This is a genomic window from Herbiconiux sp. FW305-C-125 (assembly GCF_058783455.1).
This window is the reverse complement of record NZ_JBYSYO010000015.1, coordinates 61,925-83,599: the sequence shown is the minus strand read 5'-3', so window position 1 is coordinate 83,599 and position 21,675 is coordinate 61,925. Positions and strand designations below refer to the sequence as shown.

The window sequence follows — 21,675 nt, the reverse complement described above, 5'->3', positions numbered from 1 at the left end:
GATGGCCGTCCGCGCGCACTCGCGTCACCAGATGCCCACGATGGGGCGTCAGCTGGGGGTATTTGGTGACGGTGCAGCAGCACCACCGGTCGATCTCTAGCCAAGAGCTCGACCCAAGGTTGGCTTAGGCGACGTCGCCGACGGTCCAGCGACTGCCGGGCCGAAGGTAGCCGGCCTCGACGTAATATCGGGCCTCCCGGTGGTTGGCCCAGCCGTCGGCGGACCGTGGGTATCTGGGCCAGGTCCGCTCTCCAGACCCGTTGTCACGGAAGAGCGGTCTGGCTGAGACGTGGGGGCGTTTGGGACGTTGCCGCGGGCTGCTGTGCATAGTGTCGTATTCGGCGAGCCACCAGGCCCACACTTCGCGTTCGTACGCATATCGACGAGCTCGAGCAGCCAGCGTCCCCAGTACTCCGATCGTACGCGCCGCCGCGTCTCGGAGATCGCGCACCGACCTCACCCATCCTTTTCCGCGTTTGACGACGAGACGTGAGCGCTTGAGGCGGCTGAGTGCTGTGGTCGCCGTTCGCCTGTCAATTCCGAGTAGCCGGGCTGCGCCATCGACGGTGATGGGTTCGGCCTGATCGCGGAGCTCTGCGTAGATGCGCCCCGCGGTGTGACCGTGACCTGCTCGCGTGAAAAGGTCGTGCCGGCCGTCTGTGAGGAGGTGGGTGAGTTTGTCCAGGATGACGGTTCGGAGGCTGAAGAGGTGGCCCGGGGGGCGGGGGTTCTTAAGTGGTTGTGACCGGTCTTTGTCCGATGGTGTGGAAAAGTGCAGGGTTAGCCTGAATTCGCTGGCGTTGGGACCGTCTGCAGTTCGGATGGTTTCGATCCATCCGTCTGCTGCAAGGGCCGTGAGGGCGCGGTTGGCTGTGGTACGGCCGATGCCGGCGAGAAGAGCGACGTCGCGGATGGAGGCGCCGACGGTCTCTTTGCCGGTGTGCACGCTGAGGTAGGTCAGGGCGAGGAGCACGGAGCGTTCGCTGACGGCGGCTTCGGTGCGTCCCCATCTGCCGGGGCTTGCGTGCATGCGCTGCAGGAGCGTCTCGGTGGCCGCGATGATGGTGTCGAGCTGGGTGAGGTCGAGGACCCGGGTGTCTGCCGGCAGACTGCTGCGGAAGGTTGCGATTTCCTGCGCTTTGGCCCATTGCCGGTGGAGGCGGTCTGTGGCTTCGCGGGTTGCTCGTGGGCGGCGTGTGCCCCGGCCGGTGTTTTTGGTGCGGTAATGCTCCATGCCGGGGGCGGTGCGGGCGGCGTGTTCGATGTCGCGGGTGCTCCAGCCGGCCGTTGCAGCGGCCAGGAGGCACATGAATCCGGTCCAGGAGGGGTTGCTGCCGCCGCGGACGGTGGCCATGTGGGATTCGCCCCAGGCGGTGAGTTTTCGGTGGGGTCTGTGATTGTTGGTGGGTCCCGAGGGGGCGCTCTGTTCGGTCCGGGTGTTCGGGGCGGTGTCCTCGAGCGCTCTGGTGAGTGCCGTGAGCGCTTCAGGCTCGGCGGCCGCGTCAAGAAGGCTGTCGGTGGTGCCGCGGAGAACTCTGGAGTGGCTCCCGTTGCGGTGGGGCGACAGCGGCGGCCGGGCGGCGCCTTCGCGGGAGTTGAGGAGCATTCCGTGGTCGAGGCTTCGGTAGTGGGCGCGAGCTGCGGTCGCGAGGGCGGCGGTGGCGTGGGCGGGGAGGCCACCACGGGGGGCGATCCAGATGTGCCGGCCTCCGGAGGCGGAGGATTCGCAGACTAGGTGCGGGACGTTGTGGGTGGTGAGGAGGGCGCTGAGGGCGTCGCAGTCGTCGGATGCGGTCTCGGGTTCGTCGATCTTGGCGTCGAAGTCGAAGCAGAGGAGCCGGAACGTGCCGTGTTCGTCAGCGAGCCTTATGCACCAGGGGGTGCTGGGTGTGTGTGGGCTGAGGCGGTGCAGGTGGGGGTACTCGTTGGCGTGGAGCTGGCCGTCGGCTTCGCGGACCATGATTCGGACTTGGTCGCGGGGGCTGATCTTGCGGGTCAGTTGCCAGGCGGTGTGGGTATCTTGTGACGGGTGGGTATTTGGTGACACGCCGCCCGGTTGTGCTGCATCGTCTTGGGGTTGGCGCGTTACGATGGGGTTACCTCCACTCCGGTGGGTGGGCACGACAAAGGCCCGGATCTGATCCGGTCTTTGCTGGTAGATCGGCCGCGGTACCTGTTTGGGTCGCCAAACTTTTCGCAGGTTCGTGGCTGAGAGGCTTTGGCCCGTCGCTGTGCGGCGGGCCGCTTCTTGTTAAGCGGCTGTGATGCGGGCCTCCTTGGGTAGGGGGCGCACGCGGTCGTCTGCCGCTGCGAGCTGTGGGGCGTGGGTATTTGGTGACACGCCGGTGTTGCCGCTGTGCTCAGTTGTGGCGGAGCCTACAATCCTGAACATAGGGAGACCTCCCGTGAGGGTTGGTTGATCTGGTTGAGCTCGAGCCTTCGTGCCTGGAAGCTGGTTGGTTCGAGCTTGTTATTGGGAGAGGCCCGCCGCGGTTGCGGCGGGCTCTTTCGTTTAAGCCACCTCTGAGATCGGCAACTCCTGGTAGCGGGGCAAGATGGGGGACTGGGGGGCGAGTTCGGTCATGCCGACCTCGCGGGCGAGGACCGACGCGATGTAGTCGTTGACGCTCATCCCTCGGGCTTCGGCTTTTTCGCGGACAGCTTCGCCGAGGGGAGTGGCGACACGGGAGATCAGTGCTTGGCGGTCGCCTTTGCTTTGCCGGCCGCCTCGGTATCGCTGGCTAGTCATGGCACTGAATCTATGGGCGTTAAGAATCAGATTCTGTGAGGACGGTCGGTGTGTCGACGGTTTTCTGAATCTGATTCTGGAAAGCCGACACTTCACGGCCCAGGCCCCAACGAGCTCGGGGGACTGCCCGGCTATGAGTACGCGCGGACTGGTACTGGTCAAGCACAACTCCTTGACGTTTTAGTGATGTGGCGAGAACCACTTCCTGTGCATCCTATGACCATCGAAAATAGTCCATCTATCGATAATGACCGATATGACTCGCTGTCAGGGCGTGCCGAGTTGCGGACATATCCCCCTTTCGGGGTGTAATGGAATCTCAAACCAGGGGAGACAAGTGTTGAATTTGCAGAGCGGGTGGAAGTTCTCAGAGATTGAGGGGGCCCGCCTGTCGTGGGCCCTCGTGAATCCACAAGGCGTGACTCTCGCCTTGATAGAAGGTCGAGAGGATTCCACCTTTCGGTTTTCGCCCGGTGACCTTGCCGCTTCTCCCCAGTTTGTCTTCACGACCAAGTGGTGTGCGGCCGAGACGCCGCATCCCGGTCTGTTCTCCTCACCTTCACTTCGCGCATTGGGCGAGGCGCTGGTCGAATGGACGGAGATTTTCCGCGATCGTTTCGCACCGGACGTCGAGCAGATCGCAACGGATCGGGACCGCTCGCTGTTTGGTGACGTGGACGCTCCCCGGCGGGTAATCGCGCTCGATGCGGCGATCGATGCGGCCGCCCAGGAACTCGTCGATCGCAGAGGATTGGCACGCTGCGCGTATGAAGTGGTGCCGGTGTCGTCGTGGCTATCGGCCCCTGAGACGACTGAGCTGCGCCGGGCCTCCCGCGAGCTCCACCTAACGATGCCGACTGCCTGGGATGGATACGAGTTGATGGACGAGGCGCAGCTGCGTGCCTTCGTGGCGGAGCGTCTTGGTCCTCGATACGACGCAGCCACGATTCAGCTCGGTAAGTTCGTGGTGGAAATCAGTCTGCTGAACCCAACCGAGCTGGCGGAGCGCGAAGCGGTCCTGCAGAAGCTGATCAGCAGCCTTGGTGATGAGAACAGCTCGAACGTAGCTCAGTCCATGCAGTGGCTCGAATATCTCGCGGTCATCTCTGGCGAAATGACGCCGCTTCTCATGACGATTCTCGAAGAGCGCCAGGAAGAGTTCGAGACCGTAATGAGCGACTTCTACGGGTGGGTCTGCAAGTCCCTCGGCTACGAGTTGAAGGACGAATACCGGGCAACCGGCTACGTCGCTCTCGTTCGTGCAGGCAGCGCGATCGTCGAGAGCGCCGCTCTACGCGCGTTGGGTCTGAGCAACGAGCGGTGGCTGTGGCACGAAAAGGAGCAAGGCTCTTTCCGGTGGTCGGAGCCGGCGTACGCGCTGTGGGAGACCTTCCGCGACATGATCCAGCCTCGCGAAATGGAGAGGGCCCGGAGCTAAGCGTCCGGCTCTGATTCGCGCGTCACTGACGCGTTGAAGAGTACTCGCGCCGCTTCGGCCACGCCGGAGCGGCTGATTCGGAAGCGTCCTTCTGAGTCTTCGGTGACGAATCCTAGGCCGACCATCGTTGTCAGTCGTGCTCGTGCGGCGCGGTCGTCGATGTGCTCCCGAATTTCTTCGAGGGTCGCTGGCGAGTGGCTGGCGAGCATGTTCAGGATTTGAGCGCTCACGGGTCCGAACGGTTCGCCAGCGTCCGCGGTCGGATGCAGGGCAGCAGCTCCGCCGTGACCTTCCTGGGGGAGCAGCCCGAGCATGTAGTCGAGCTGGCGTGAGACCAGGTACTGAAGCCTCGTAGGCACCAGCGAATAGCGCACCACTTTGCCTCGGCCGCGCTGGTCGCGGGGAAGATCACCGGTGATGACGCCGGCGCCTTCCAGGGTCCGCAGTCGGTGAGACAGAGTTCCTTTGACCACGTCGATGCCGCGCTCCTGCAGAGCCTTGGAAATCTGCCCGAAGGTGGCTTCCGAGTGAGCTGCTAGATAGGACGCAATCTCGGAGTTGTGGGGACTCCCCAGGACCTCCGCTGCTAGAACGACGTCGTTTGGCATCGGGTCAGGTCCCGGATTGGTTGCACTGTCCCCACGCATCCCCCCATTTTGGCCGACTGTGCCGTTCATTCCCGCTCATGAATCACATCCTTCCATGACTAATTGTCGGAAATGCGCATTTCATCGCTCACCTGATTACAATGAACGATATGACAAGGTCATTTCGCTCTACGGGGCATTCGGGTTGGCGTGAGTTCGTAAGTGAAGTCAACGGCTCAGTCACGGTGGATGGTGAGCAGGTTCGGGCGGACGATGGAGCGAGCGCGTATGGCGCCGCCATCGCTTCATTTGCCGTGGAAGCGCACGAGAGTGGCGCTCCGGTGCTCGTGCGAAGCACCGGAGGGGACGGACAGACCTGGTTCACCGTCGCTGCTGATGGCGCGGTGGCGATGGCACAGCCACCCGTCGACGGGCAGCTGACGCCGGCGGAAGGAGACGTGGCGGCTCCCGTGCCGCGGCCGACGTCGATAGCGGCTGCGACGTCCGCGCCAGCACGTGGGGGAGAGGCGCTACAAACTCGCCGGAAGCCCTCTGCTGCGGATTTCGGGGCGACGATCGCAGAACCTCCGCCACATCCGGCGCAGTACGGCTGGCGCGGAGTGCTGAATGGTCTTGGGCTGCGAATCGCACCTGGAGCTCCCGAGCTTCAAGAGCGCGTGTGGCGGGCGGCGGTGCAGCGCGGCCTTGCCGGTCATAAGACCGTGGTTTTCGCGAACCTGAAGGGCGGCGCGACAAAGACCACGGCGACCGAGCTCGTGGGAGCCACGGCTGGGCGAGTGCGCGGCGGCAACATCCTGGCGTGGGATAACAACGAGAATCAGGGCACTCTCGGCGACCTGGCCATGCCGGCATCGCACGACTTGACGGCAGCGGATCTTCTGACGAACATCGATCGTTTCGCCGTACCGTCAAACTCACCGGAACTGATGAACTACGTGCGTCCGCAGGGTGAGAACCGGTTCCACGTTCTCGCCTCACAGAACAAGGCGTCGAATCAGGAAGTCATCGACGGTACTGCGTTCGTGCAGCTACACGGAATGCTGCGCCAGTTCTACCACCTGATCCTCGTCGACACAGGAAACGCGGCGACCGCGAGCACCTGGCAGGCAGCGATGGAGATCGCTGACGAAATCGTGCTCGTAGCGCTGAACAAGCGCGACTCTGCGAAGAAGCTCGCGGCGACGGTCGACACCCTGATCGCTCAGGGCCTGGAATCGAAACTCGCACGCGGCGTACTGATCCTCACCGAACCGGCGCGGCCGGCCCGGAAGGGGAGTCCCCGCGACAAGGCCGCGGCCGAGCAGCGAGCGTCGACGATCGAGCACTTCAGCCATTACGTGCGAGAGGTGGTGACCGTGCCCTATGACGAAGCCCTCGCGGACGGCTCCCAGATCGTGTACGAGAACCTGGCACCGGCTACCCAGCGGGCCTATCTCGCGGCCACGGCCGCGATCGTCGGCGGGCTTTAGCCATGGTGACCGTCGCACAATTGGCCGGCCCGATGTGGCTCGTCGGCGGGCAGACAGTCGAAGTTCCGGCCGGCGCCGAACCGGCCAGGTTCATCATCGACTTGTTAGGAATCGATAGCGGCGGCCTGGGGGAGCGCGAACTCGATGTGCACCCCACAGGGCAGCCGGCGTTCACGCTGACTCTCAGCGCTGACGGATCGGTGACCACCACGGCACTGACCGACCCCCGCATCCTGCAATGGCTCCGGCCGGCCCGCGGCCGCGCTGAAACACCCACGGTCGATGAACAAGCCATAAGGGCCGGCTGGACGCTCTACGGGCCCCATCACGGCTCCGGGGTGACGACCTGGGCCGAGCTGCTTGGTGGCATCGAGATACCGGCTCCTGACGCCGCCAAGAGCCGGCTTCTGCTGGTGGCGCGCACCACGTTGCGCGGCGTCGAGGAAGCCAAACAGCTGACCTACCGAGCAGGCGCGGTGCTGATGGTCGCGGATGCCCCCGGCAAAGTACCCCCGGACGTACGCCGCGGCATCAGAGTTCTCTCCGGCGCTGCGCCGATTATCCGCGTTCCCTGGATTCCCGCTCTGCGGGGAACGCTGACAGTCCCACACCACCCCACCGTGGCAAAAGCCGCGGCAAAGATCGCTGCGGCAGTCCGCGGCTCATGGAAGGAATCAACATGATCGACCTGGTACACGCCGCCGTCGCGGCGGTTCCCGCGGCCCCATACTGCTTGCCCGCCGATGCGACGAATGCGCTCGACACGGCGAAGTTCTGGACTCAGCTGATCGCTGTCGCTCTCGCTGTCGTGGCGCTGATCCTGATCGGTATCGGCATGTTCTTCTCCTCCCGCCGCGGCGACGGCGGCGAAATGATGAAGTCGCTGGGCTGGTGGATCGCCGGCGTGGTTCTGATCGGTGCCGCCTCCGGCATTGTCTCGATCTTCCTGAACCCTGACCCCAACTGCGTGCCGGGCGTCGGCTAGGGGAGGCGGTTAGACCGTGATGGTGAAGGAAAGCAACCGCGCGAGCAAGATCACCCTGATTCTGTCTTTGGGAGTACTCGCCGTCGCGATCGTGGCCGCGCTCGTGATCTTCTTCCTGCCTGCCGGCACCCCGACCACCACACCTGACGGGGCCGCAACATCTTCGTCGGCGGCCGCCTCGAGCATGCCGACCGCGGACGCAGGCGGCATCGGCTGCAAAGCGCCACCGAGCGAGGACCGGGAAGTGCCCGCCGACTTGCGGTGGGCCGCGGTTGACGGGATTACGTGGCCGGTATCCGACTCGACCGGACCGACGACAAGCACCGAGGGATTCCCTGCGTGCTTCGAACACTCACCGGTCGGTGCGGCGCTTGCCGCGGTGACGTTCTTGTATTCGCAGGTCGATCACACACCACTCGACACCACCCAGTTCTACGTAGCCGATTCGCCCGGAAAGGACGTGCTTCTCGAGCAACTGAAAGACAATCCTCCGTCTGAACTCAAGGAGTCAATCGAATCCAACGGGGTAACGATAGTTGGATTCCAAATCGAGGAATACGACGGCGACCGCGCCATGGTGCGTGTCGTACTCCGGTACCCCGGCAGTACTACAGGACAGCGCGGACTGCCGTTCCCGATGGTATGGGCTGACGGCGATTGGAAGGTAAAACCGCTCGACACCGGCTCCACCGGCCAGGCCACTGATGTAGGCCCAACCGACTACACATCGTGGACGGCGGTCGGTAATGGCTGACGACTGCTCCAACCCGGCCAACTGGATCGGGTGCGGCATTTCCTCGGTTGCTCAGGGCGAGTTGGAGAAGTTCGCTCAGCAACTGATGCAGGGCGCGAACGATCTGTGGAACGGGTTCTACACGTCATGGATCGGCGCCGGGCTTGACGGGGTTATCGGCGGAAGCACGGCCGATTGGTTCCGCGGGATCGCGCTACCGGTTCAGGTGTTCCTTCTGGCTCTCGGGCTCATGGTTGCCGGCATCCGGATCGCTCTAGCGGCTCGCGGTGATGTGGCGGCGGAGGCGGCGAAGAAATTCCTGCGCGCTATTCTCGTCGCGATCGCGGGAGTGGCGTTCTTCTCGGTGTTGCAAACCGGGTCGAATGCGCTGGCGAAGTTCATCCTTGAATCGGCCCAAGCCACGGAGGGCACTAACCAAGTGCTGTGGGACTCGGCAACGTTCGCAAGCAACGTGGCCATGCAGCTGATATTCGGGCTGCTCGGGGCGCTGGCGGTCGGTATCCAGTGGATCATCATGCTGCTGCGCGCGGTCGCAGTGTCGGTGTTGCTGCCGTTCTGGCCGATCGCCGCGGCGGGCGCGATGTTCGAGAAGCAAGAAGCCCTGTGGGAGAAGACGACGGGTTGGCTGCTGGCCTTCGTGCTCTATTCGCCGGTCGCAGCGTCGCTCTATGGGCTCGCGATCCGGTTCAAGCAGGGCCGCGACGGCCCGGAGGCCGCAATGGTCGGTCTGGCTGTGTTCGCGCTGGCGATCTTCGCCCTGCCGGCGCTCATGCGCCTGGTGGTGCCGATCACATCGGCGGTGGGTAGAGCCAGTGCGGGCGGAATTCTCGTCGGTACGGCTAAGACTGCCGCGGTCGCAACAGTCGCGGTGGGCTCGGCAGTCGCAACGGCCGGCGCATCCGCGCCGGCTAGTGCGGCTGCGGCCGGCTCCGCCGGCTCGGCGGGTTCCGCCGGCGCGGCCGGCAGTGCGGGGGCTACGGGATCTGCTGGGGCTGCCGGCGCGACGGGCCCAGCTGGGCCCGCGGGTAGCGCTGGCTCTGGTGGCGGTACCGGATCGGCGGGCGGCTCAGACTCGGGCGGCGCATCGGGTTCTTCTGGCGCGGCGGGTTCTTCGGGGTCGTCGGGCTCTGGTCGTTCGGGCTGGGATTCGGCGCGTGATCTAGCGGGCGCGATCCCTTCGGGGAGTCGCGGAGTGGGAGAGATGATTGACGATGACTGAGGAGACGACGCCGAAACGGGTGCGGTTCGGGGTGTGGCTGCCGACGACGCGCGCGACCCTGGCCGGACTGACGTTGCCCGGCTGGGCGGTCCTTCTTGGTGGAGTCATCCTCATGGTGATGATGTTCACCCGCGGATGGTTTGGGGGCGGGCTCATCGTGTTCGCGGTGGCGGCCGGCTTCAACCTGGTGTTCGTGCTGCGGTTCGGTGGCGACACAACCGGCCGCACCCTCGCCGCCATGGTCGTAGAGCGGGCATCGGGTAAGAGCCGAGCCCGCCGCGGGGAAGCGTCGTTCCGGTCGGGGCTGTTCTCGACTCTGCCGGCCGATCACCTCACCTCGCTGCCGGGCATCCTGGCCAACGTGGTCGAAATCAGCGGAACGGACGGCTTTGGCCGGCCGTTCACTCTGCTGCACAACCCCCGCACCAAGACTCTGACGGCCGTTCTGTCGTGCAATCCAGACGGCACCGACATGCAGACCCAACCCACCATCGATGGGTCGGTCGTGGCATACGGGGCGTGGATCTCCTCGCTGTCGCAAGACGACGCGTTGGCCGGCGCGACAGTGGTTGTGGAATCGGCGCTGCGCGACAAGGGGCCACTGGTCGAGCGCATCATCTCCGACCTCGACCCCGACGCACCGGAGATTGCACGCCGGCACAGCCTGGAAGCGGGCGAGCAGCTGCCCGCGCGCTATTCAGAGGTCTCGACTTGGGCGACTCTCACCTGGTTGATTCCCTCACTGGGCATGTCGGTGGAGGACGCTGTGGCGGAGGTCGCGGCGAAGCTGCCCTATCAGGTCGAGGCGCTGCGCGCGGCGGGCGGGGGCGCGGTATCGGTGGCCACGAGCACGGTTCTCGCTGAGGCCGTCCGCGTCGCCTACAACCCGGAGCGGTCGGCCGAGTTCGCCAGTGACGCGCTGCGCGGGCAGGGTTCGGGACTACACGTCACGGAGGCCGGCCCCGACTACTTTGACGACAGTTCCAAGCGCATCTGCCAACACGATGGGGTCGCGTCGATGACGGCGCTCGTGCTGGCACCACCGGCCTTGCATATCACCGAAGACACCATGGCCCCGCTGTTCAGCCCGGCCGACCGGTTCCTCCGCAAGCGGGTGGCGATCTTCTACCGGCCGGTGTCACCCGACAAGGCGGTGCAGCTGGTGCAGCGCCTGGACGCCCGCGCCCACACCACGGCCTCCGCGAAGGCACGAGAGACAGCCGCTGACCGTGCTCTGAAAGGCAAGGCGCAGAAGCTCGAAACCGAAGTGGTCGAGGGTGCGGCCGTGACCCGGTTCAGCATGGCCGTGACAGTCAGCTTCGAGCCGGATCACCGGGCGTACAAGGATGCCGAGTTGAAACTCAAGTCCCTGCTTAATTCGTCTGCGCTGTCGTATCGGTTCTGCGACTACGACGCCGGACCCGCGTTCCATACGACGCTGCCCCTCGGGGTGCTGCCGTGGCTGCACGAGACAACCGTAGAAGCTGCCATGAAGGGGATCGTATGAAACTCACACCAGCCTGGAAGCGTTCCAAGCCGCGCACCCTGACCCCGACCGGATACCTGGGCCGCGGCGGTGGGCGGTGGAACCGTGTCCCCGCCGCGCCGCTCTGGTACGGGTCGTCCGTGCAGACCAACGGCATCTTCCCGTTCACGGCCGGCACCGCCCGCCCCGTGTCGGGTGCTCCGTGCGGCACCGACCTGCTGACCGGCACCGCCGTGGCGCTGGATCACCACGCTTTCTATATGGACGGCGTTATCTCGTCGCCGTCGATGTTCCTGTTCGGCATCAACGGGGTGGGGAAGTCCTCGACCGCGCAGACGATGACGCTCGGGATGATGGCCAGAGGAATGATTCCCGCCGTGTTCAACCCGTTGAAGAAGGGCGAGCACACCCCGCTCGTGGAGCAAGCGGGCGGCGCGGTGTTCGAGTTCGGGCCGAACGCCAGACACCAACTGAACCTGCTCTCCCGCGGGCCACTAGGCCGTGCCGCTGACCAGATCGGCGGGACCGTGGGGGCGGAGCTCACCGACCTGGCCATGTGGAAAGTCACCAAGCAAGCCCAGCTCGTGCTCCGGATAAGCCGCGGTGGGGAACCAATCTTGGACATCGAGAACACGGTGCTAGAAGCGCTCGTGAAGACCATCCTGGAACGCACCCTCTCTCCCGTGACCAGCGATCTGCGGCAGGCATTCCGAGAGCCCTCCGAGCGTGTCTTGTCGGTTGCTCGGATGCGGACCGCCGAACTATTTGAAGCGAAGTTCTCCAAGTTGGGCGACTCGATCGAGTCCATGCTCTCGGGCGACCTCGGCCGGCTCCTGGGCGGCACCGGATCGGTAGAGATCGACCTCGGTAACCGGGGCGGTTTCTGCTTCGACACGTCCTCGATCCCACAATCGGCCACGGAGCTGCTGTCCACCGCCATGCTCATGTCGTGGTCCCTCGGCATGGATTCGATCGACGCCCACTGGGAGGTCGCGAAGGCCGAAGCGGCCAAGCAGGCGGAGGCCGCGGCCGAGGGCGAGGTGTACGTGCCCGCGGTGATGTGGAGCGGATACACAACGCTGATGGACGAATTCTGGTATCCGATGCGTGCCACCAAAGGAATCGTTGACCAGGTGGACGCGCTCTCGCGCTCAAACCGCTCAGTCGGAACCGCCGAAATGAAGATCACGCACTCTCCCAAAGACATGATGTCGCTGCCGGACCCGGAAGACCGAGAGAAGGCGCGCGGCCTGGCCGAGCGTTCTGGCCTGCTCGGGCTCATGGCCCTCACGAATGAGGACCTCGACGTGCTCGGCGAAATCAAGCCGCTCACGAACAAGGAAAAGGCGATGGTTTCTGGCTTCAACGCGGCGAAATCCTGGGGAGCCGGTCCTCGCACCGGAGCGGCCAGCGCGCCGCCTCCCGGTGCCGGCAAGGTGCTGTTCAAGGTCGAAGGCCGGCCCGGCGTTCCTGTGCAAATGATCCAGACCCCGACCCAAGTGGGCTTCCACATCGCTGACGAGCGATTCCGGGCTCAGCGCCGGCACGACAACGAACGTCGGGTGGTGGTCTAATGTCGGCCGTCACCCGCCGCGGCGGCTCCTACGCCCCTCTCGTGGTCATGGGCGTGCTGCTGCTGGCCGCGGCCGGCGTGGTGTCCGTCTGGACGCTCGCCGGGTGGTGGACGGGCACCGCGACCGGCGTCGTTAACCCCGTTCTGGCGATCCGCGACGGTGCACCGTGGACGGGCGCACACACCGCGGCCGCGGTGCTGGTGGGCATCATCGTCCTGGTCGTGATCGTCGTGGCGATCGTCATTGCCGCCCGCAGCGGCCGCGATCGCTCGCCGGCCGATCGCGCCGCCGCGAAGATGGGGGCGGGCAACTCGATCAAGCCGCTCCTGCCGGCCGCGCTGCGCAAGCGTCACGAGCGGATGGGGATTCCGGCGCAATTCGTCGGCGTCACCGTGGGGCACACGTTGACCGGCTCCGTGCCGGTGCGCGCGTCCTATGAGGACACCGTGACTGCCATTGCCGGGCCGCGCCGCAACAAGTCCGCGTCGATCGTCACGCCGAACATTCTGGCGGCGCCGGGGCCGCTGCTGGCCACGTCGGTCAAGCCCGATATCCTGGCCGACACCCTCTCGGTGCGTGCTGCGGCCGGCACGGTCTACATCTTCGACCCCCAGCGGCTCGCCTCGGCGTACCGGGGGCACGACTGCTGGTGGAACCCCCTGGCGGGCGTTCGCACGGTGGAGGATGGCTCCAGCCTCGCCGCGGTGTTCGCCGCGGCGACGTACGGAGCTGAGGGCGACAAAGACCCGTTCTTTCCCCAGACCGGGCGCACGCTTATGTCGCGCTACCTCTTCGCGGCCGCGATCGCGGGCGAATACCTCCCGACCGTCACCGCCTGGCTCGGCCGCGAGGACGACCCGAAGCCGATCGAGATTCTGGACGCCAACGGCTACCCGCACATTGCGGCCGAAATTGAGTCGATGCAGCAGATGACCGAGCGCACCCGCTCCGGTGTCTTTGCCTACGCCCGCGAGGCCCTGAGCTTCCTCTCCTCCGAGTCGGTGCGGGAGTGGGTGCAGCCCCACGAGGACGGGCACCCCGAGTTCGACCCTCAGCAGCTCGTCACGGCTCCCTCTGACACCCTGTACCTGTTCAGCGAGGAAGGGCCGGGCTCGGCCGGCCCGCTAATTGCAGCACTCACCAGGGCGGTTCTGACGGCCGCGGAGAACACCGCACGGCAGGAACCCTCGGGGCGGCTGCAGAAACCGTTCATGGCGATCCTCGATGAGGCCGGGAACATCTGCCGGATTCCCGACCTTCCCGACAAGTACACGACCTACGGCTCTCGCGGAATCATCGTCATCACGATTCTTCAAACCCAGGAGCAGGGCGAACAGGTGTGGGGCGTGACCGGGTTCGGGAAGCTGTGGGCGTCGTCGACGGTGCGGGTGTTCGGTGGCGGTAACGCCTCCAACACCTTCCTGCGCGACCTCTCCGAGCTGATCGGAGATTACGAATACACCGAGCGGTCGGTGTCCACGCACGACGGCAAACGCTCCGTGAATCGCTCCCGTAAGGCAGAGCGCATCATGGACGTTTCCGACCTCGCGTCCCTGACCCTTGGCCGCATGGTCGTTTTCGCCTCTGGGTGTCGGCCGGTGCTCGTCCGGTCGATCCCATGGTGGAAAGACAAGCAGCTGGTCAAGCTGAACCAGACGGCCGCGGCGACTGCCGCGGCGAGCCGAACGGATGACGCTGATGCTGCCTGACCGCCTCCCGATCACGGCTGTTCCTGACGGTCTGCCCGAGTGGGTCAATTACGTGCTCCTGCCGACGCTCACGAGCGGCGGCAAGGGCACTGTGTGGTGCCTAGAGTGGCGCGAGCACCCCGACGCTGTAACCCGCCTCGCCGCGATCTGGGACGCCTGGACACACATGCTCGCCGAAGAGGATGCAATGCTTCACTCGTTCCTCCGCGACGTGCTCGACCACCACATCCCGATGCTCGTCGACGCCGAGCGTGGCGCGTTTCGCCGCTGCAATTACGGGCACAAGCCGGCCGAGCTGCTGAACGACGTGAAGCCCGGCACCGGTAAAGCAGCCCACCGTGCGGGACTGTCGCCGTGTCAAGATAGCCCAGACCATAGGAGGGCGGACAGGTGAGCGATCGCTTTGGGCTCAGCACAATTGGAAGTATTGAAGTCTTCCACGATGAGGCGGCCGGTTGGGCCATTCGGGCTTTCTCTGGCCCCGAGCGCACAGGTGATTTTGGCTCGCGCGTCTCGTTCAGCCCCGACGATGATCAGCACCTCAGTGTGACGGCCTTGCTCACGGTGTCGACCGTGCTTGCGGCCGATGACTACGCCACGGTGGGCGACTGGCACGTCGACGAATCAGCGCGGATCATCTGGATTGATGCTCGACTGGCTTCCGAATCTTTGGCGCCGAACCCTCCGAGCATCGCCTCCGTCGACGCAGTGATGGATGCTGAAAGACGCTGGGGTCGTGCGGACTTCGGTACCCAGTGAAGGCTGACGCCTCCACCCCCGGGTGGAGGCGTTCCGTAGCCCCCTGACCACCTGTGCACAGCACGAGCTCAACCCTCCGGGCTCGTCCTGCCCACAGGTGGACAGCGGGACCCCCCGCACACAGGACGCGTCGTCACCAAGGTCCGCACGTCACGGTACCGATGCCGCGTCCTGTGCACGGGCTCGACCCATAACCATCACGTCACGAAGACGCGGCGCAAGGCCGCGTTCGATGCGCAAGCCAGGAGCGAGAGCCCATGAAATTCGTCCACAACCCGACCCTGATCGGACAGCTCGGCGAGAGCACCGTCCGAACCCTCGAGGAGACCACGGAGCCGTGGGGCGAGTGCATGGTATGTCAACAGGAACTCGGCCACGGGCCGCTGCGCCTCACCGCGCAAGTGACCGACACGAGCGCGGTCGTGGCGGCAATCCACGCGCACTGCGGGACCGGACCCGCCGTCCCGGGACTGACCGTCATCGTGCCCGCGACGAACCAGACCGTCGGCACGCACGAGCACCGAGTAAGGACCGGGCAGGTCCGCAGCTGGCTGCCGTGGCGGCGGCGCACCGTCACCCAGGAGCGCCACACCCTCGCCGTCCTCCACAAACCATCCGGCGACATCTTCAAGATCCGCCGCGATGACACTGCCCGCCCATGGAGCGACCCACGCTCCCTCGACTTCTACACCGCCCTCGGATTCAGCAGCAGCCGCGATGAAGCCATAGCGAACCCGATCCCGCTCACCGCCGAAGCTGTCGGCGGCGAGCTCTCCTTCCACCTCGGCATCGACCTCGTCGAGATGACATTCCCCGCCGACGCCGGCGCGCTCGTGAGAACAACCGGTGGCGCGCTGATCTGCGTCACGTACGAAACGCTGCCCACCTCAGAGAACTCCGACGCTCTCGCGAACGTCCTCACCAGCGAATGGACCGTTTTCGCCTGGCTCCGCGCATCCCAGATCACCGGACTCGACCAGTAGGACACGCAGCGGAGGAGCGCGAGGGGGCGCCGAGCCGTCTCGCCAACCATCCACAGCAACCGCGCCTTAGCACGGGCCATAGCGGCTGACGACGCTGGTCCGTGACATTCACCCGGCCCTGCCGATACCTTGTCGGTAAGGGGGCAGGGATGACGTCGCATAATTTCGAGGCGCTGCGCAACGCCGTTGTCGCTGCGTCTCGGGCAACTAGGTGGTCGAGCGCGGTCACCGAATGGCGCGTCGTCAGCCTCGAGGAAGATCCCGCTGCGGGCGGGGTCTGTGTGTGCGGAAAGACGAATCTCCGGTACCTCTATACAATTCACAACCAAGGTGCCGGCACGCAGCTGTTCCCGATCGGGAGCAGCTGTGTCAACATGTTCGACGTTGAAGAGCTCGACCTAGACGTCTCAGTGCTTCGACAGCTCATCGATCTAAAGACGACGTTCACCGACGGCGGCCGCGTCGAGCTCACAACCGATCACTTCTCCCGAGCCACGCTCGCGGACCTCTGGCAAAACGGCGCATTCCCGCCCAACCAATACAACCGTTGGAACGGCGATAACGACTACAAATTCTTGCTGGACATGTTCAACCAACGGCATCCCTTCACCGAAAATGAATCCAAGAAGGTCTGGGTGCTTCTCAATCGGTCGATCAGAAGCTTTCTCATGCAAGACGACCGCCTGAAATAGCCAGCGATCGCACCCAGTGCAGCTGGGAGGAAAGTCCCCGGCAGTCAATGATCTTGCCCCGCACGCTGCGGGGCCAGTACGTTACATCCGTGAGTATCGCTGGTGATCCACAGCATCCGAAGTGGGAGCAGGTGGCGGAGCGCCTCGAGCAGGAATTCGCGGGCCCGACAGAACAGCAGCGCACATTGGCGAGACAGCTTGGCGTTGACGTCGACGATGTTCCTGCCCAGGTGTTCGCGATCGTGCTGCAGGACCACCTCTCTGACGAGCTCTTCGCACGTGAGTTTCCGATCCGGGAGGGCGATCTTGAAGGCCTCAACGACCTGGAGAAGGAACTTGAGCTTCCGGTAACGAGAGAACTCATCACGGGCACGAAGGCGGAGAAGTCAGCTCGGTTCGCCGCAACGTACGGATTGAAAACGGCCCGGGGCCTTCGCGCGCTACGTCCTCTGCCAGGAGATATCGTCCTACTCAATGCTCCCGCGAGCGAGCCGCAACTGCAGCGAGAGATTTCGAGCATCGGTGACGCTGGCCGGATTTACCTTCGCGGGGTACCGAGTAAAAGTGCATGGCCCAACTACTTGACGACCATTGCCCGAGCCGGGGACCCAGGTTACGAAGAAGCTCGGGCCGCGCTGGACGCCGCATTGCTCAATGACCCCAATCGAGTCGGCGGATCTGTCAACTTCGCCGCACTCGCAGATCTCGATCCGTACATCGTGGCGAACCGGATACCCCCACCCGAAGCAACCCTCGAACTCGAACGTCGCCTCGTCGACGAGCGAACGGAGCGACCATTCCAAGAACTCCTCGAGCGGTACCCGTCGCTCCTTGCCTGTCTGGTAGCCGGGAACTGGCAGACATACGTCATCCCACAAGCCAGGCTTGGGAGCGAGTACGTCACGGATTTCCTCGTGTTAGGCATCAATAGTCTCGGGATGCAGTGGGTCGCCGTCGAGCTCGAAGCTCCTACTCATCGTCTCCACAATCTAGACGGCACACTCCCTGGTGGAGTGCGCCACGCGATCAATCAGATCGATACCTGGCGTGAATGGCTGACATCGAACGTTGCATACGCGCAACGGGCAAGAAGGGACGATGGGCTCGGCCTTCGCGGCATCACCAACATCGACCCTGGCCTTGTCATCATCGGCCGCGGTGAGTCGACCACGGAGCGAGACTCCCAGCGACGCCGAGAATCAGAGAGAGCGGCCATCGAAATCCACTCCTACGACTGGCTCCTCCGGCAAGCGATGTCATTACAAGCGGACGCATTCAGCCTCGCACCCGCGAGCTGGAACAACTTCTAGCTCGATCAGACCTGGGTCTCACCCAACCCGATCTGCTCGTCCTGTTGCTCCAGAAGCTCCAGATAGAACTTCAGAATCCCCGCGGTGCTTCTTCCTCCTTGCGACCACTCAGCGAGCACCGTCATCGCCGCGGTGACGTACCGAGTTCGCTTGGCCAACTCCAAATTGGATCGCGCGCCCGCGGTTAAGAGCCTCACAACTTGGGATAGCTCTCTGTCAGAGACGCTCACCGTGAGGTCGAGTTGGGTGATCAGTCGCACCTCACGCGAGGCCGGGCGAATGCCATTGACCCTGTTCTCGACCCGGTTCGCGTTCTCTGCTGCAACTTCAAGGATCTGCGGCAGAAGTGTCATGATCGCTGCGCGATTCTGACGCCGGATCTCCGCACCGCGTCGCGCTCGCTCAGTGCCGATAGGGATGAGCGTTCCCGCGACGATGGTCGTAGCGGCGACGATCAGCGCGCTCACGATCGCGGCAGTCCCTGAGTCCATCTCGGCCCTTCATCTCTGGATTACGCTGGGCACGTTCCAAAGCGGCGCCTGCCGCTCGTAGATGCTGTAGAAGAGACCATATGGCTGATCTCACTCCCAACCAACACGCAAATCATGGCTTCGACGCCGCCGAACGTATCCTGGCGAGAGCGCTCGAATACCTCGGATCTCCGACCGATAAGGAAGATCAACGGCTCAACTTCGGCGCGCTAATCGAGAGAGCTCACGAGTTGAAGGACGTCCTATGGAACGCAAGACGACTTCAACCGAAAAGCTCCTATGGCACTCCCAGTTCCGAGCTTATCGCCGCACTGAACCTGGTCGACGAGTTCGCGAGCGATGCCCTCATTCGGGCACATGGCTTGGACATTCAGGCTGCCCAGATCGAATTGCGGAACGACATCCGATGCTCTCAGGCGTAACTTCTGGCGCCGGCTTGGCTCGGCACTGAGGAATGCCGGCGAGTTCGATGCCGCTTCGCCGAAAGGTGGTCGCCCGTTCGGTGATCATCGGTAGGTGGTCGAGGCGATCATCTGGCGGTATCGGACCGGGGTTCCGTGGCGGAATCTGACGGCAGGCACCGCGATGGTTGCATCGAGTTCTACGCGGGGCTGAGGTCCACGTCGAACCCGAGTCGCCCCACCACAACCCCGTCGACCTGGGGCGCGACAACGAACCCGATCGCGGCCGAGAGCGTCAACGCAACAATCGTCGCGACGCGCGCCACCTTCACGAGCCGGGGTGCTTGCATTGGTCTCTCGGGCGTATCAGTCGAGCGCGCGGAGGTGCCTCACAGGTGTCTGCGCCCTCTGCTCTTGTAGGTGCGCCGCGATCGCCTCTTGCGCCGATCGCTGGCGTTGGTCGTTGTGTGCTGCGAGTTCCTCCGGACTAGGTTTCCAATCCGGATCGAAAACCCACACCGCGTCGTCGTCATATAGACGGGTGTGGACACGCATCCCCGCGGCCTTCGCCGCCCGACGTAACCGCACTCTCAGCTCGGGCAGGTCGTCTTCGTCTCCATCGAATTCGTCCCAGGCAATGTAGAACTCGTGATCGGTCTTCAGATACCCGATCTGCTCCTCAATGAATTCGTCAGTAATTCGCCCCATGCCCACACGGTACCCAATCGAAGCAACGACGCCGAGCCTTATCGCTCGCTCGGCGTCAACGACGATGGGCAGGTGCCCCACCAAACTGATCTGGATCGCGCAGTACACGAAGGGCAACGCCGCCTCGAGACCGCCCGAGAACGAGGTGATCTCGGTCAGAGCGTGAGTCGCGCCTTGCGAATCGAAGAGAGCCGTGCACGCCGGAATCCCGCGTGCCGAAGTTTTCGGAGAAGGCGGCCGCGTAGCGGCTTGCTCTCCCCAGCCAGGTCCATATGCTGCCGAAGGATTCAGGGCAAACAACGACCCGCGGGGTCCAGACACCGTGCCGGCCCCTTGGCCGGTTCCGCATGCCTATCGTCCGTTCGAGAGGTCACTGCCAGCCGGCACATGTTGTCGGGCAGGTCAAAACCTCGGATGCGACGCAGCATGGTCTGGCCAATCGGATGTTCGATCAGCCAGACCATGCTTGCGTCATTATCGGTAGGCGCCTTTTACCTCGTCGGCCACGTCTGCGAACGATCCCACTTCGTGCTGCAGCTGCTCGAGGATTGCGGCCGCATCGGCATCGAATTGGTCACGACGGGCCACCGCGCCCCATCCTATGTTCTCGTCGTATTCGCGTTCCCAGCTGTCGTACCACGCCCGCATCCGTTCGCGAAGGTTGGCGGACAGGTCGAGGTCGTCAGGTGTGAGCGCATACTTCGAGGTGCCGTTCTCCCAGAGCGGCCATGGGTGCCCCCAGTCGAGCATGAACCGGATGGTCCTGCGCGGGTCAGGTGTTGGAGCAGCTTCCTGAGCTGGTGGGAATGGCGGTGATGATTGATTCATTGTTGATCGACCAGACGATGGTGGGTTGGAAGATGTAGGTGATGTGCCCTTCGCTGTCGTACCAGGCGACGGTCCCGTATGCGCAGCGCTTGTTGCCGGGGCGGTCTTCGAGCCAGTCGGACCAGTCCAGCGCGGAGACGATCGCCACGCTCATCAGGTCGTCCCATGACCCCCAGGACGCCCCGCCTGGTACGGCGTTGAGTCGATCCTCCCATTGACTCTTGTGTTGGGCCTCGATGTGCTTGTAGCCGCCGCTCGCGCTGCCGCAGCGGAGGGTGATGTCGTTCACGACGCCGTTCCAGGGCTGGTTGTAGTGCTTGAGGATGTAGCCCTCGTTGTTGAACAGATAGCACTCGGCCCACTGGTCGAAGCTGATGAGCTGCGTGCTCGGCTCGGACGATTCGGTCGGGGGCTCCATCCCGAGTTCACCGAGGGCCACGAGCTCGTCAGCGGGAATCCAGGTGTCGCCGGCTTTCACGTGCCAACCGCTCTGGTCATCTTCGCCCGCCCATGCCGGCGAAGCCGCCAATGTCATCGTGGTTGCCATCACCGCGGCCATAGCCGCCCGTGCCAGTTTTCGCCTCATTGCGATTACCCCCCATTTTCTCCGTTGAAGCCCCGCCGCTCGCGGATGACAGGATGTTATTGGCGCCGTGGGTGCCGCGTCGTAACGTTTAGATATGAATCTTGGAGTCTCAACTACCAAGAAAAGAGGCAAACGACACTACGGTGACATATCGCTGATAATGGACGTTATGTCAATAGAAGTCAGGCGGAGCTGATTTCTCGACGGGTCTCGACCGGCAGCTCCACGCGGACCTCCGGAACTGGGTCCTGCTGCATGCGAACTGCCCAGAGGCGATCATCTTCGACAGTCACGTTCGCGTGGAAGGGCATCCCGATGAAGTCGCTGTGATGTAACGGCTGCTACACTTAAGATTGTGACGGACACTATCGCCTGGGTTCTTGTTCTGGTTCAGCTTCCGAAGGAGCCGTCGCGCCATCGCGTTGCGGTGTGGCGTGAGTTGCGGAAGGGCGGTGCAGTCCCGGTGTCCCCCGGGACATGGGCACTCCCGGCTGGTGAGGCGTTTCAGCCAGTCCTTGATCGGGCAGCTGACTTGAGTGCCGCTGGCGGTGGCACCTTCGCGGTCATCGATGCGGCCCCGCGTGACGCAGCATCAACGGGCCTGATCAGAGACGCCTTTTCGGCCGCCCGGCTGGATGAGTGGGCTGAATTCGAGGCCGACTGCGGCAAGTTCGAGGATGAGATTGCTCGGGAGCACGCAAAGCGGAAATACAGCTTTGGGGAGCTCGAGGAGGAGGAGCAGAGCCTGGACCGCTTGCGGCGCTGGTATCGGGACTTGAAGAAGCGGGATGTGCTGCAGCTCCCGCAGGCCGTGTCGGCCGAGTCGCGTCTGCAGCAGTGCTCCGATGTGCTCGACGAGTATGCGGAGAAGGTCTACGCCGTGATGCGAGCGAGCAGCCCGGCGCTCGACTCCCCCGAGTAGGAGG

General features: G+C 64.2%; 23 protein-coding genes. 16 read left to right on the top strand and 7 right to left on the bottom strand.

All coding sequences use genetic code 11. From position 1 onward, the window contains the following. Positions 1-124 precede the first annotated feature (124 nt). On the bottom strand, positions 125-1,960 hold the full coding sequence (locus tag AC3WLB_RS23245) for a helix-turn-helix domain-containing protein (RefSeq protein WP_492510195.1): 1,836 nt from the start codon (positions 1,958-1,960) through the stop codon (positions 125-127). Between the two features lie 1,207 nt (positions 1,961-3,167). Here AC3WLB_RS23245 and AC3WLB_RS23240 point away from each other — a divergent pair. Then, on the top strand, positions 3,168-4,187 hold the full coding sequence (locus tag AC3WLB_RS23240) for a hypothetical protein (protein WP_492510193.1): 1,020 nt from the start codon (positions 3,168-3,170) through the stop codon (positions 4,185-4,187). Here the strand turns inward: AC3WLB_RS23240 and AC3WLB_RS23235 are convergent. Beyond that, positions 4,184-4,864: a helix-turn-helix domain-containing protein gene (locus AC3WLB_RS23235; protein ID WP_492510191.1), complete on the bottom strand. Its 681-nt coding sequence runs from the start codon at positions 4,862-4,864 to the stop codon at positions 4,184-4,186. The genes AC3WLB_RS23240 and AC3WLB_RS23235 overlap by 4 nt on opposite strands. Positions 4,865-4,944: 80 nt before the next feature. Between AC3WLB_RS23235 and AC3WLB_RS23230 the strand changes: the two genes are divergently transcribed. From AC3WLB_RS23230 to AC3WLB_RS23170, 13 genes are all read left to right on the top strand, one after another. After that, positions 4,945-6,264 carry a MinD/ParA family ATP-binding protein gene (locus tag AC3WLB_RS23230; protein WP_492510189.1) on the top strand — a complete coding sequence of 440 codons (1,320 nt, stop codon included), beginning with the start codon at positions 4,945-4,947 and terminating at the stop codon, positions 6,262-6,264. 2 nt (positions 6,265-6,266) lie between these two features. Continuing rightward, positions 6,267-6,947 carry a hypothetical protein gene (locus AC3WLB_RS23225; RefSeq protein WP_492510187.1) on the top strand — a complete coding sequence of 227 codons (681 nt, stop codon included), beginning with the start codon at positions 6,267-6,269 and terminating at the stop codon, positions 6,945-6,947. Next, complete coding sequence (locus AC3WLB_RS23220) at positions 6,944-7,249, top strand: TrbC/VirB2 family protein (protein ID WP_492510185.1); 306 nt, start codon at positions 6,944-6,946, stop codon at positions 7,247-7,249. Before AC3WLB_RS23225 ends, AC3WLB_RS23220 begins: the two co-directional genes overlap by 4 nt. Positions 7,250-7,268: 19 nt before the next feature. Next, positions 7,269-8,003: a DUF8175 domain-containg protein gene (locus tag AC3WLB_RS23215; RefSeq protein ID WP_492510201.1), complete on the top strand. Its 735-nt coding sequence runs from the start codon at positions 7,269-7,271 to the stop codon at positions 8,001-8,003. Beyond that, a complete protein-coding gene (locus AC3WLB_RS23210) occupies positions 7,996-9,222 on the top strand; it encodes a hypothetical protein (RefSeq protein ID WP_492510183.1) in 1,227 nt (408 codons plus the stop codon). The genes AC3WLB_RS23215 and AC3WLB_RS23210 overlap by 8 nt, the downstream gene beginning before the upstream one ends. After that, positions 9,215-10,729, top strand: a complete 1,515-nt coding sequence (locus AC3WLB_RS23205; RefSeq protein WP_492510181.1) for an SCO6880 family protein — start codon at positions 9,215-9,217, stop codon at positions 10,727-10,729. The genes AC3WLB_RS23210 and AC3WLB_RS23205 overlap by 8 nt, the downstream gene beginning before the upstream one ends. Continuing rightward, a complete protein-coding gene (locus AC3WLB_RS23200) occupies positions 10,726-12,282 on the top strand; it encodes an ATP-binding protein (RefSeq protein WP_492510179.1) in 1,557 nt (518 codons plus the stop codon). The genes AC3WLB_RS23205 and AC3WLB_RS23200 overlap by 4 nt, the downstream gene beginning before the upstream one ends. Then, on the top strand, positions 12,282-13,991 hold the full coding sequence (locus AC3WLB_RS23195; RefSeq protein WP_492510177.1) for a type IV secretory system conjugative DNA transfer family protein: 1,710 nt from the start codon (positions 12,282-12,284) through the stop codon (positions 13,989-13,991). Before AC3WLB_RS23200 ends, AC3WLB_RS23195 begins: the two co-directional genes overlap by 1 nt. Further along, positions 13,972-14,385, top strand: a complete 414-nt coding sequence (locus tag AC3WLB_RS23190) for a DUF4913 domain-containing protein (RefSeq protein ID WP_492510175.1) — start codon at positions 13,972-13,974, stop codon at positions 14,383-14,385. Before AC3WLB_RS23195 ends, AC3WLB_RS23190 begins: the two co-directional genes overlap by 20 nt. Further along, a complete protein-coding gene (locus tag AC3WLB_RS23185) occupies positions 14,382-14,750 on the top strand; it encodes a hypothetical protein (RefSeq protein ID WP_492510173.1) in 369 nt (122 codons plus the stop codon). The genes AC3WLB_RS23190 and AC3WLB_RS23185 overlap by 4 nt, the downstream gene beginning before the upstream one ends. A 257-nt stretch (positions 14,751-15,007) precedes the next feature. Then, positions 15,008-15,733, top strand: a complete 726-nt coding sequence (locus AC3WLB_RS23180) for a hypothetical protein (RefSeq protein ID WP_492510171.1) — start codon at positions 15,008-15,010, stop codon at positions 15,731-15,733. Between the two features lie 149 nt (positions 15,734-15,882). Next, on the top strand, positions 15,883-16,425 hold the full coding sequence (locus tag AC3WLB_RS23175; protein WP_492510169.1) for a hypothetical protein: 543 nt from the start codon (positions 15,883-15,885) through the stop codon (positions 16,423-16,425). Between the two features lie 89 nt (positions 16,426-16,514). Beyond that, on the top strand, positions 16,515-17,735 hold the full coding sequence (locus AC3WLB_RS23170) for a Shedu anti-phage system protein SduA domain-containing protein (RefSeq protein ID WP_492510167.1): 1,221 nt from the start codon (positions 16,515-16,517) through the stop codon (positions 17,733-17,735). Positions 17,736-17,740: 5 nt separating this feature from the next. Here the strand turns inward: AC3WLB_RS23170 and AC3WLB_RS23165 are convergent, their stop codons facing one another. Then, positions 17,741-18,202, bottom strand: a complete 462-nt coding sequence (locus AC3WLB_RS23165; protein WP_492510165.1) for a hypothetical protein — start codon at positions 18,200-18,202, stop codon at positions 17,741-17,743. A 104-nt stretch (positions 18,203-18,306) separates the two neighbouring features. On the opposite strand from AC3WLB_RS23165, the gene AC3WLB_RS23160 reads away from it, so the two are divergent. Beyond that, positions 18,307-18,648, top strand: coding sequence for a hypothetical protein (locus AC3WLB_RS23160; RefSeq protein WP_492510163.1), 342 nt, complete (start codon positions 18,307-18,309; stop codon positions 18,646-18,648). Between the two features lie 179 nt (positions 18,649-18,827). Here the strand turns inward: AC3WLB_RS23160 and AC3WLB_RS23155 are convergent, their stop codons facing one another. The 4 genes from AC3WLB_RS23155 to AC3WLB_RS23140 form a co-directional block, all read right to left on the bottom strand. Beyond that, entirely contained in the window at positions 18,828-18,977 is a 150-nt protein-coding gene (locus AC3WLB_RS23155; RefSeq protein ID WP_492510161.1) for a hypothetical protein, read from the bottom strand. A 16-nt stretch (positions 18,978-18,993) separates the two neighbouring features. After that, a complete protein-coding gene (locus tag AC3WLB_RS23150) occupies positions 18,994-19,656 on the bottom strand; it encodes a hypothetical protein (protein ID WP_492510159.1) in 663 nt (220 codons plus the stop codon). 153 nt (positions 19,657-19,809) lie between these two features. Next, positions 19,810-20,085: an immunity protein CdiI family protein gene (locus AC3WLB_RS23145; RefSeq protein WP_492510157.1), complete on the bottom strand. Its 276-nt coding sequence runs from the start codon at positions 20,083-20,085 to the stop codon at positions 19,810-19,812. A gap of 22 nt (positions 20,086-20,107) precedes the next feature. Next, positions 20,108-20,710 carry a hypothetical protein gene (locus tag AC3WLB_RS23140; RefSeq protein WP_492510155.1) on the bottom strand — a complete coding sequence of 201 codons (603 nt, stop codon included), beginning with the start codon at positions 20,708-20,710 and terminating at the stop codon, positions 20,108-20,110. Between the two features lie 394 nt (positions 20,711-21,104). On the opposite strand from AC3WLB_RS23140, the gene AC3WLB_RS23135 reads away from it, so the two are divergent. Continuing rightward, positions 21,105-21,671, top strand: coding sequence for a Chromate resistance protein ChrB (locus AC3WLB_RS23135; protein ID WP_492510153.1), 567 nt, complete (start codon positions 21,105-21,107; stop codon positions 21,669-21,671). Positions 21,672-21,675 lie beyond the last annotated feature (4 nt).

Bases quoted from the DNA above. Each gene is read 5' to 3' on its own strand.
- AC3WLB_RS23245 (WP_492510195.1), bottom strand. From the start codon at position 1,960: ATGGTCCGCGAAGCCGACGGCCAGCTCCACGCCAACGAGTACCCCCAC.
- AC3WLB_RS23235 (WP_492510191.1), bottom strand. From the start codon at position 4,864: ATGAACGGCACAGTCGGCCAAAATGGGGGGATGCGTGGGGACAGTGCA.
- AC3WLB_RS23230 (WP_492510189.1), top strand. From the start codon at position 4,945: ATGACAAGGTCATTTCGCTCTACGGGGCATTCGGGTTGGCGTGAGTTC.
- AC3WLB_RS23225 (WP_492510187.1), top strand. From the start codon at position 6,267: ATGGTGACCGTCGCACAATTGGCCGGCCCGATGTGGCTCGTCGGCGGG.
- AC3WLB_RS23220 (WP_492510185.1), top strand. From the start codon at position 6,944: ATGATCGACCTGGTACACGCCGCCGTCGCGGCGGTTCCCGCGGCCCCA.
- AC3WLB_RS23215 (WP_492510201.1), top strand. From the start codon at position 7,269: ATGGTGAAGGAAAGCAACCGCGCGAGCAAGATCACCCTGATTCTGTCT.
- AC3WLB_RS23210 (WP_492510183.1), top strand. From the start codon at position 7,996: ATGGCTGACGACTGCTCCAACCCGGCCAACTGGATCGGGTGCGGCATT.
- AC3WLB_RS23205 (WP_492510181.1), top strand. From the start codon at position 9,215: ATGACTGAGGAGACGACGCCGAAACGGGTGCGGTTCGGGGTGTGGCTG.
- AC3WLB_RS23200 (WP_492510179.1), top strand. From the start codon at position 10,726: ATGAAACTCACACCAGCCTGGAAGCGTTCCAAGCCGCGCACCCTGACC.
- AC3WLB_RS23195 (WP_492510177.1), top strand. From the start codon at position 12,282: ATGTCGGCCGTCACCCGCCGCGGCGGCTCCTACGCCCCTCTCGTGGTC.
- AC3WLB_RS23190 (WP_492510175.1), top strand. From the start codon at position 13,972: ATGACGCTGATGCTGCCTGACCGCCTCCCGATCACGGCTGTTCCTGAC.
- AC3WLB_RS23180 (WP_492510171.1), top strand. From the start codon at position 15,008: ATGAAATTCGTCCACAACCCGACCCTGATCGGACAGCTCGGCGAGAGC.
- AC3WLB_RS23175 (WP_492510169.1), top strand. From the start codon at position 15,883: ATGACGTCGCATAATTTCGAGGCGCTGCGCAACGCCGTTGTCGCTGCG.
- AC3WLB_RS23160 (WP_492510163.1), top strand. From the start codon at position 18,307: ATGGCTGATCTCACTCCCAACCAACACGCAAATCATGGCTTCGACGCC.
- AC3WLB_RS23155 (WP_492510161.1), bottom strand. From the start codon at position 18,977: ATGCAAGCACCCCGGCTCGTGAAGGTGGCGCGCGTCGCGACGATTGTT.
- AC3WLB_RS23145 (WP_492510157.1), bottom strand. From the start codon at position 20,085: ATGCTCGACTGGGGGCACCCATGGCCGCTCTGGGAGAACGGCACCTCG.
- AC3WLB_RS23140 (WP_492510155.1), bottom strand. From the start codon at position 20,710: ATGGCAACCACGATGACATTGGCGGCTTCGCCGGCATGGGCGGGCGAA.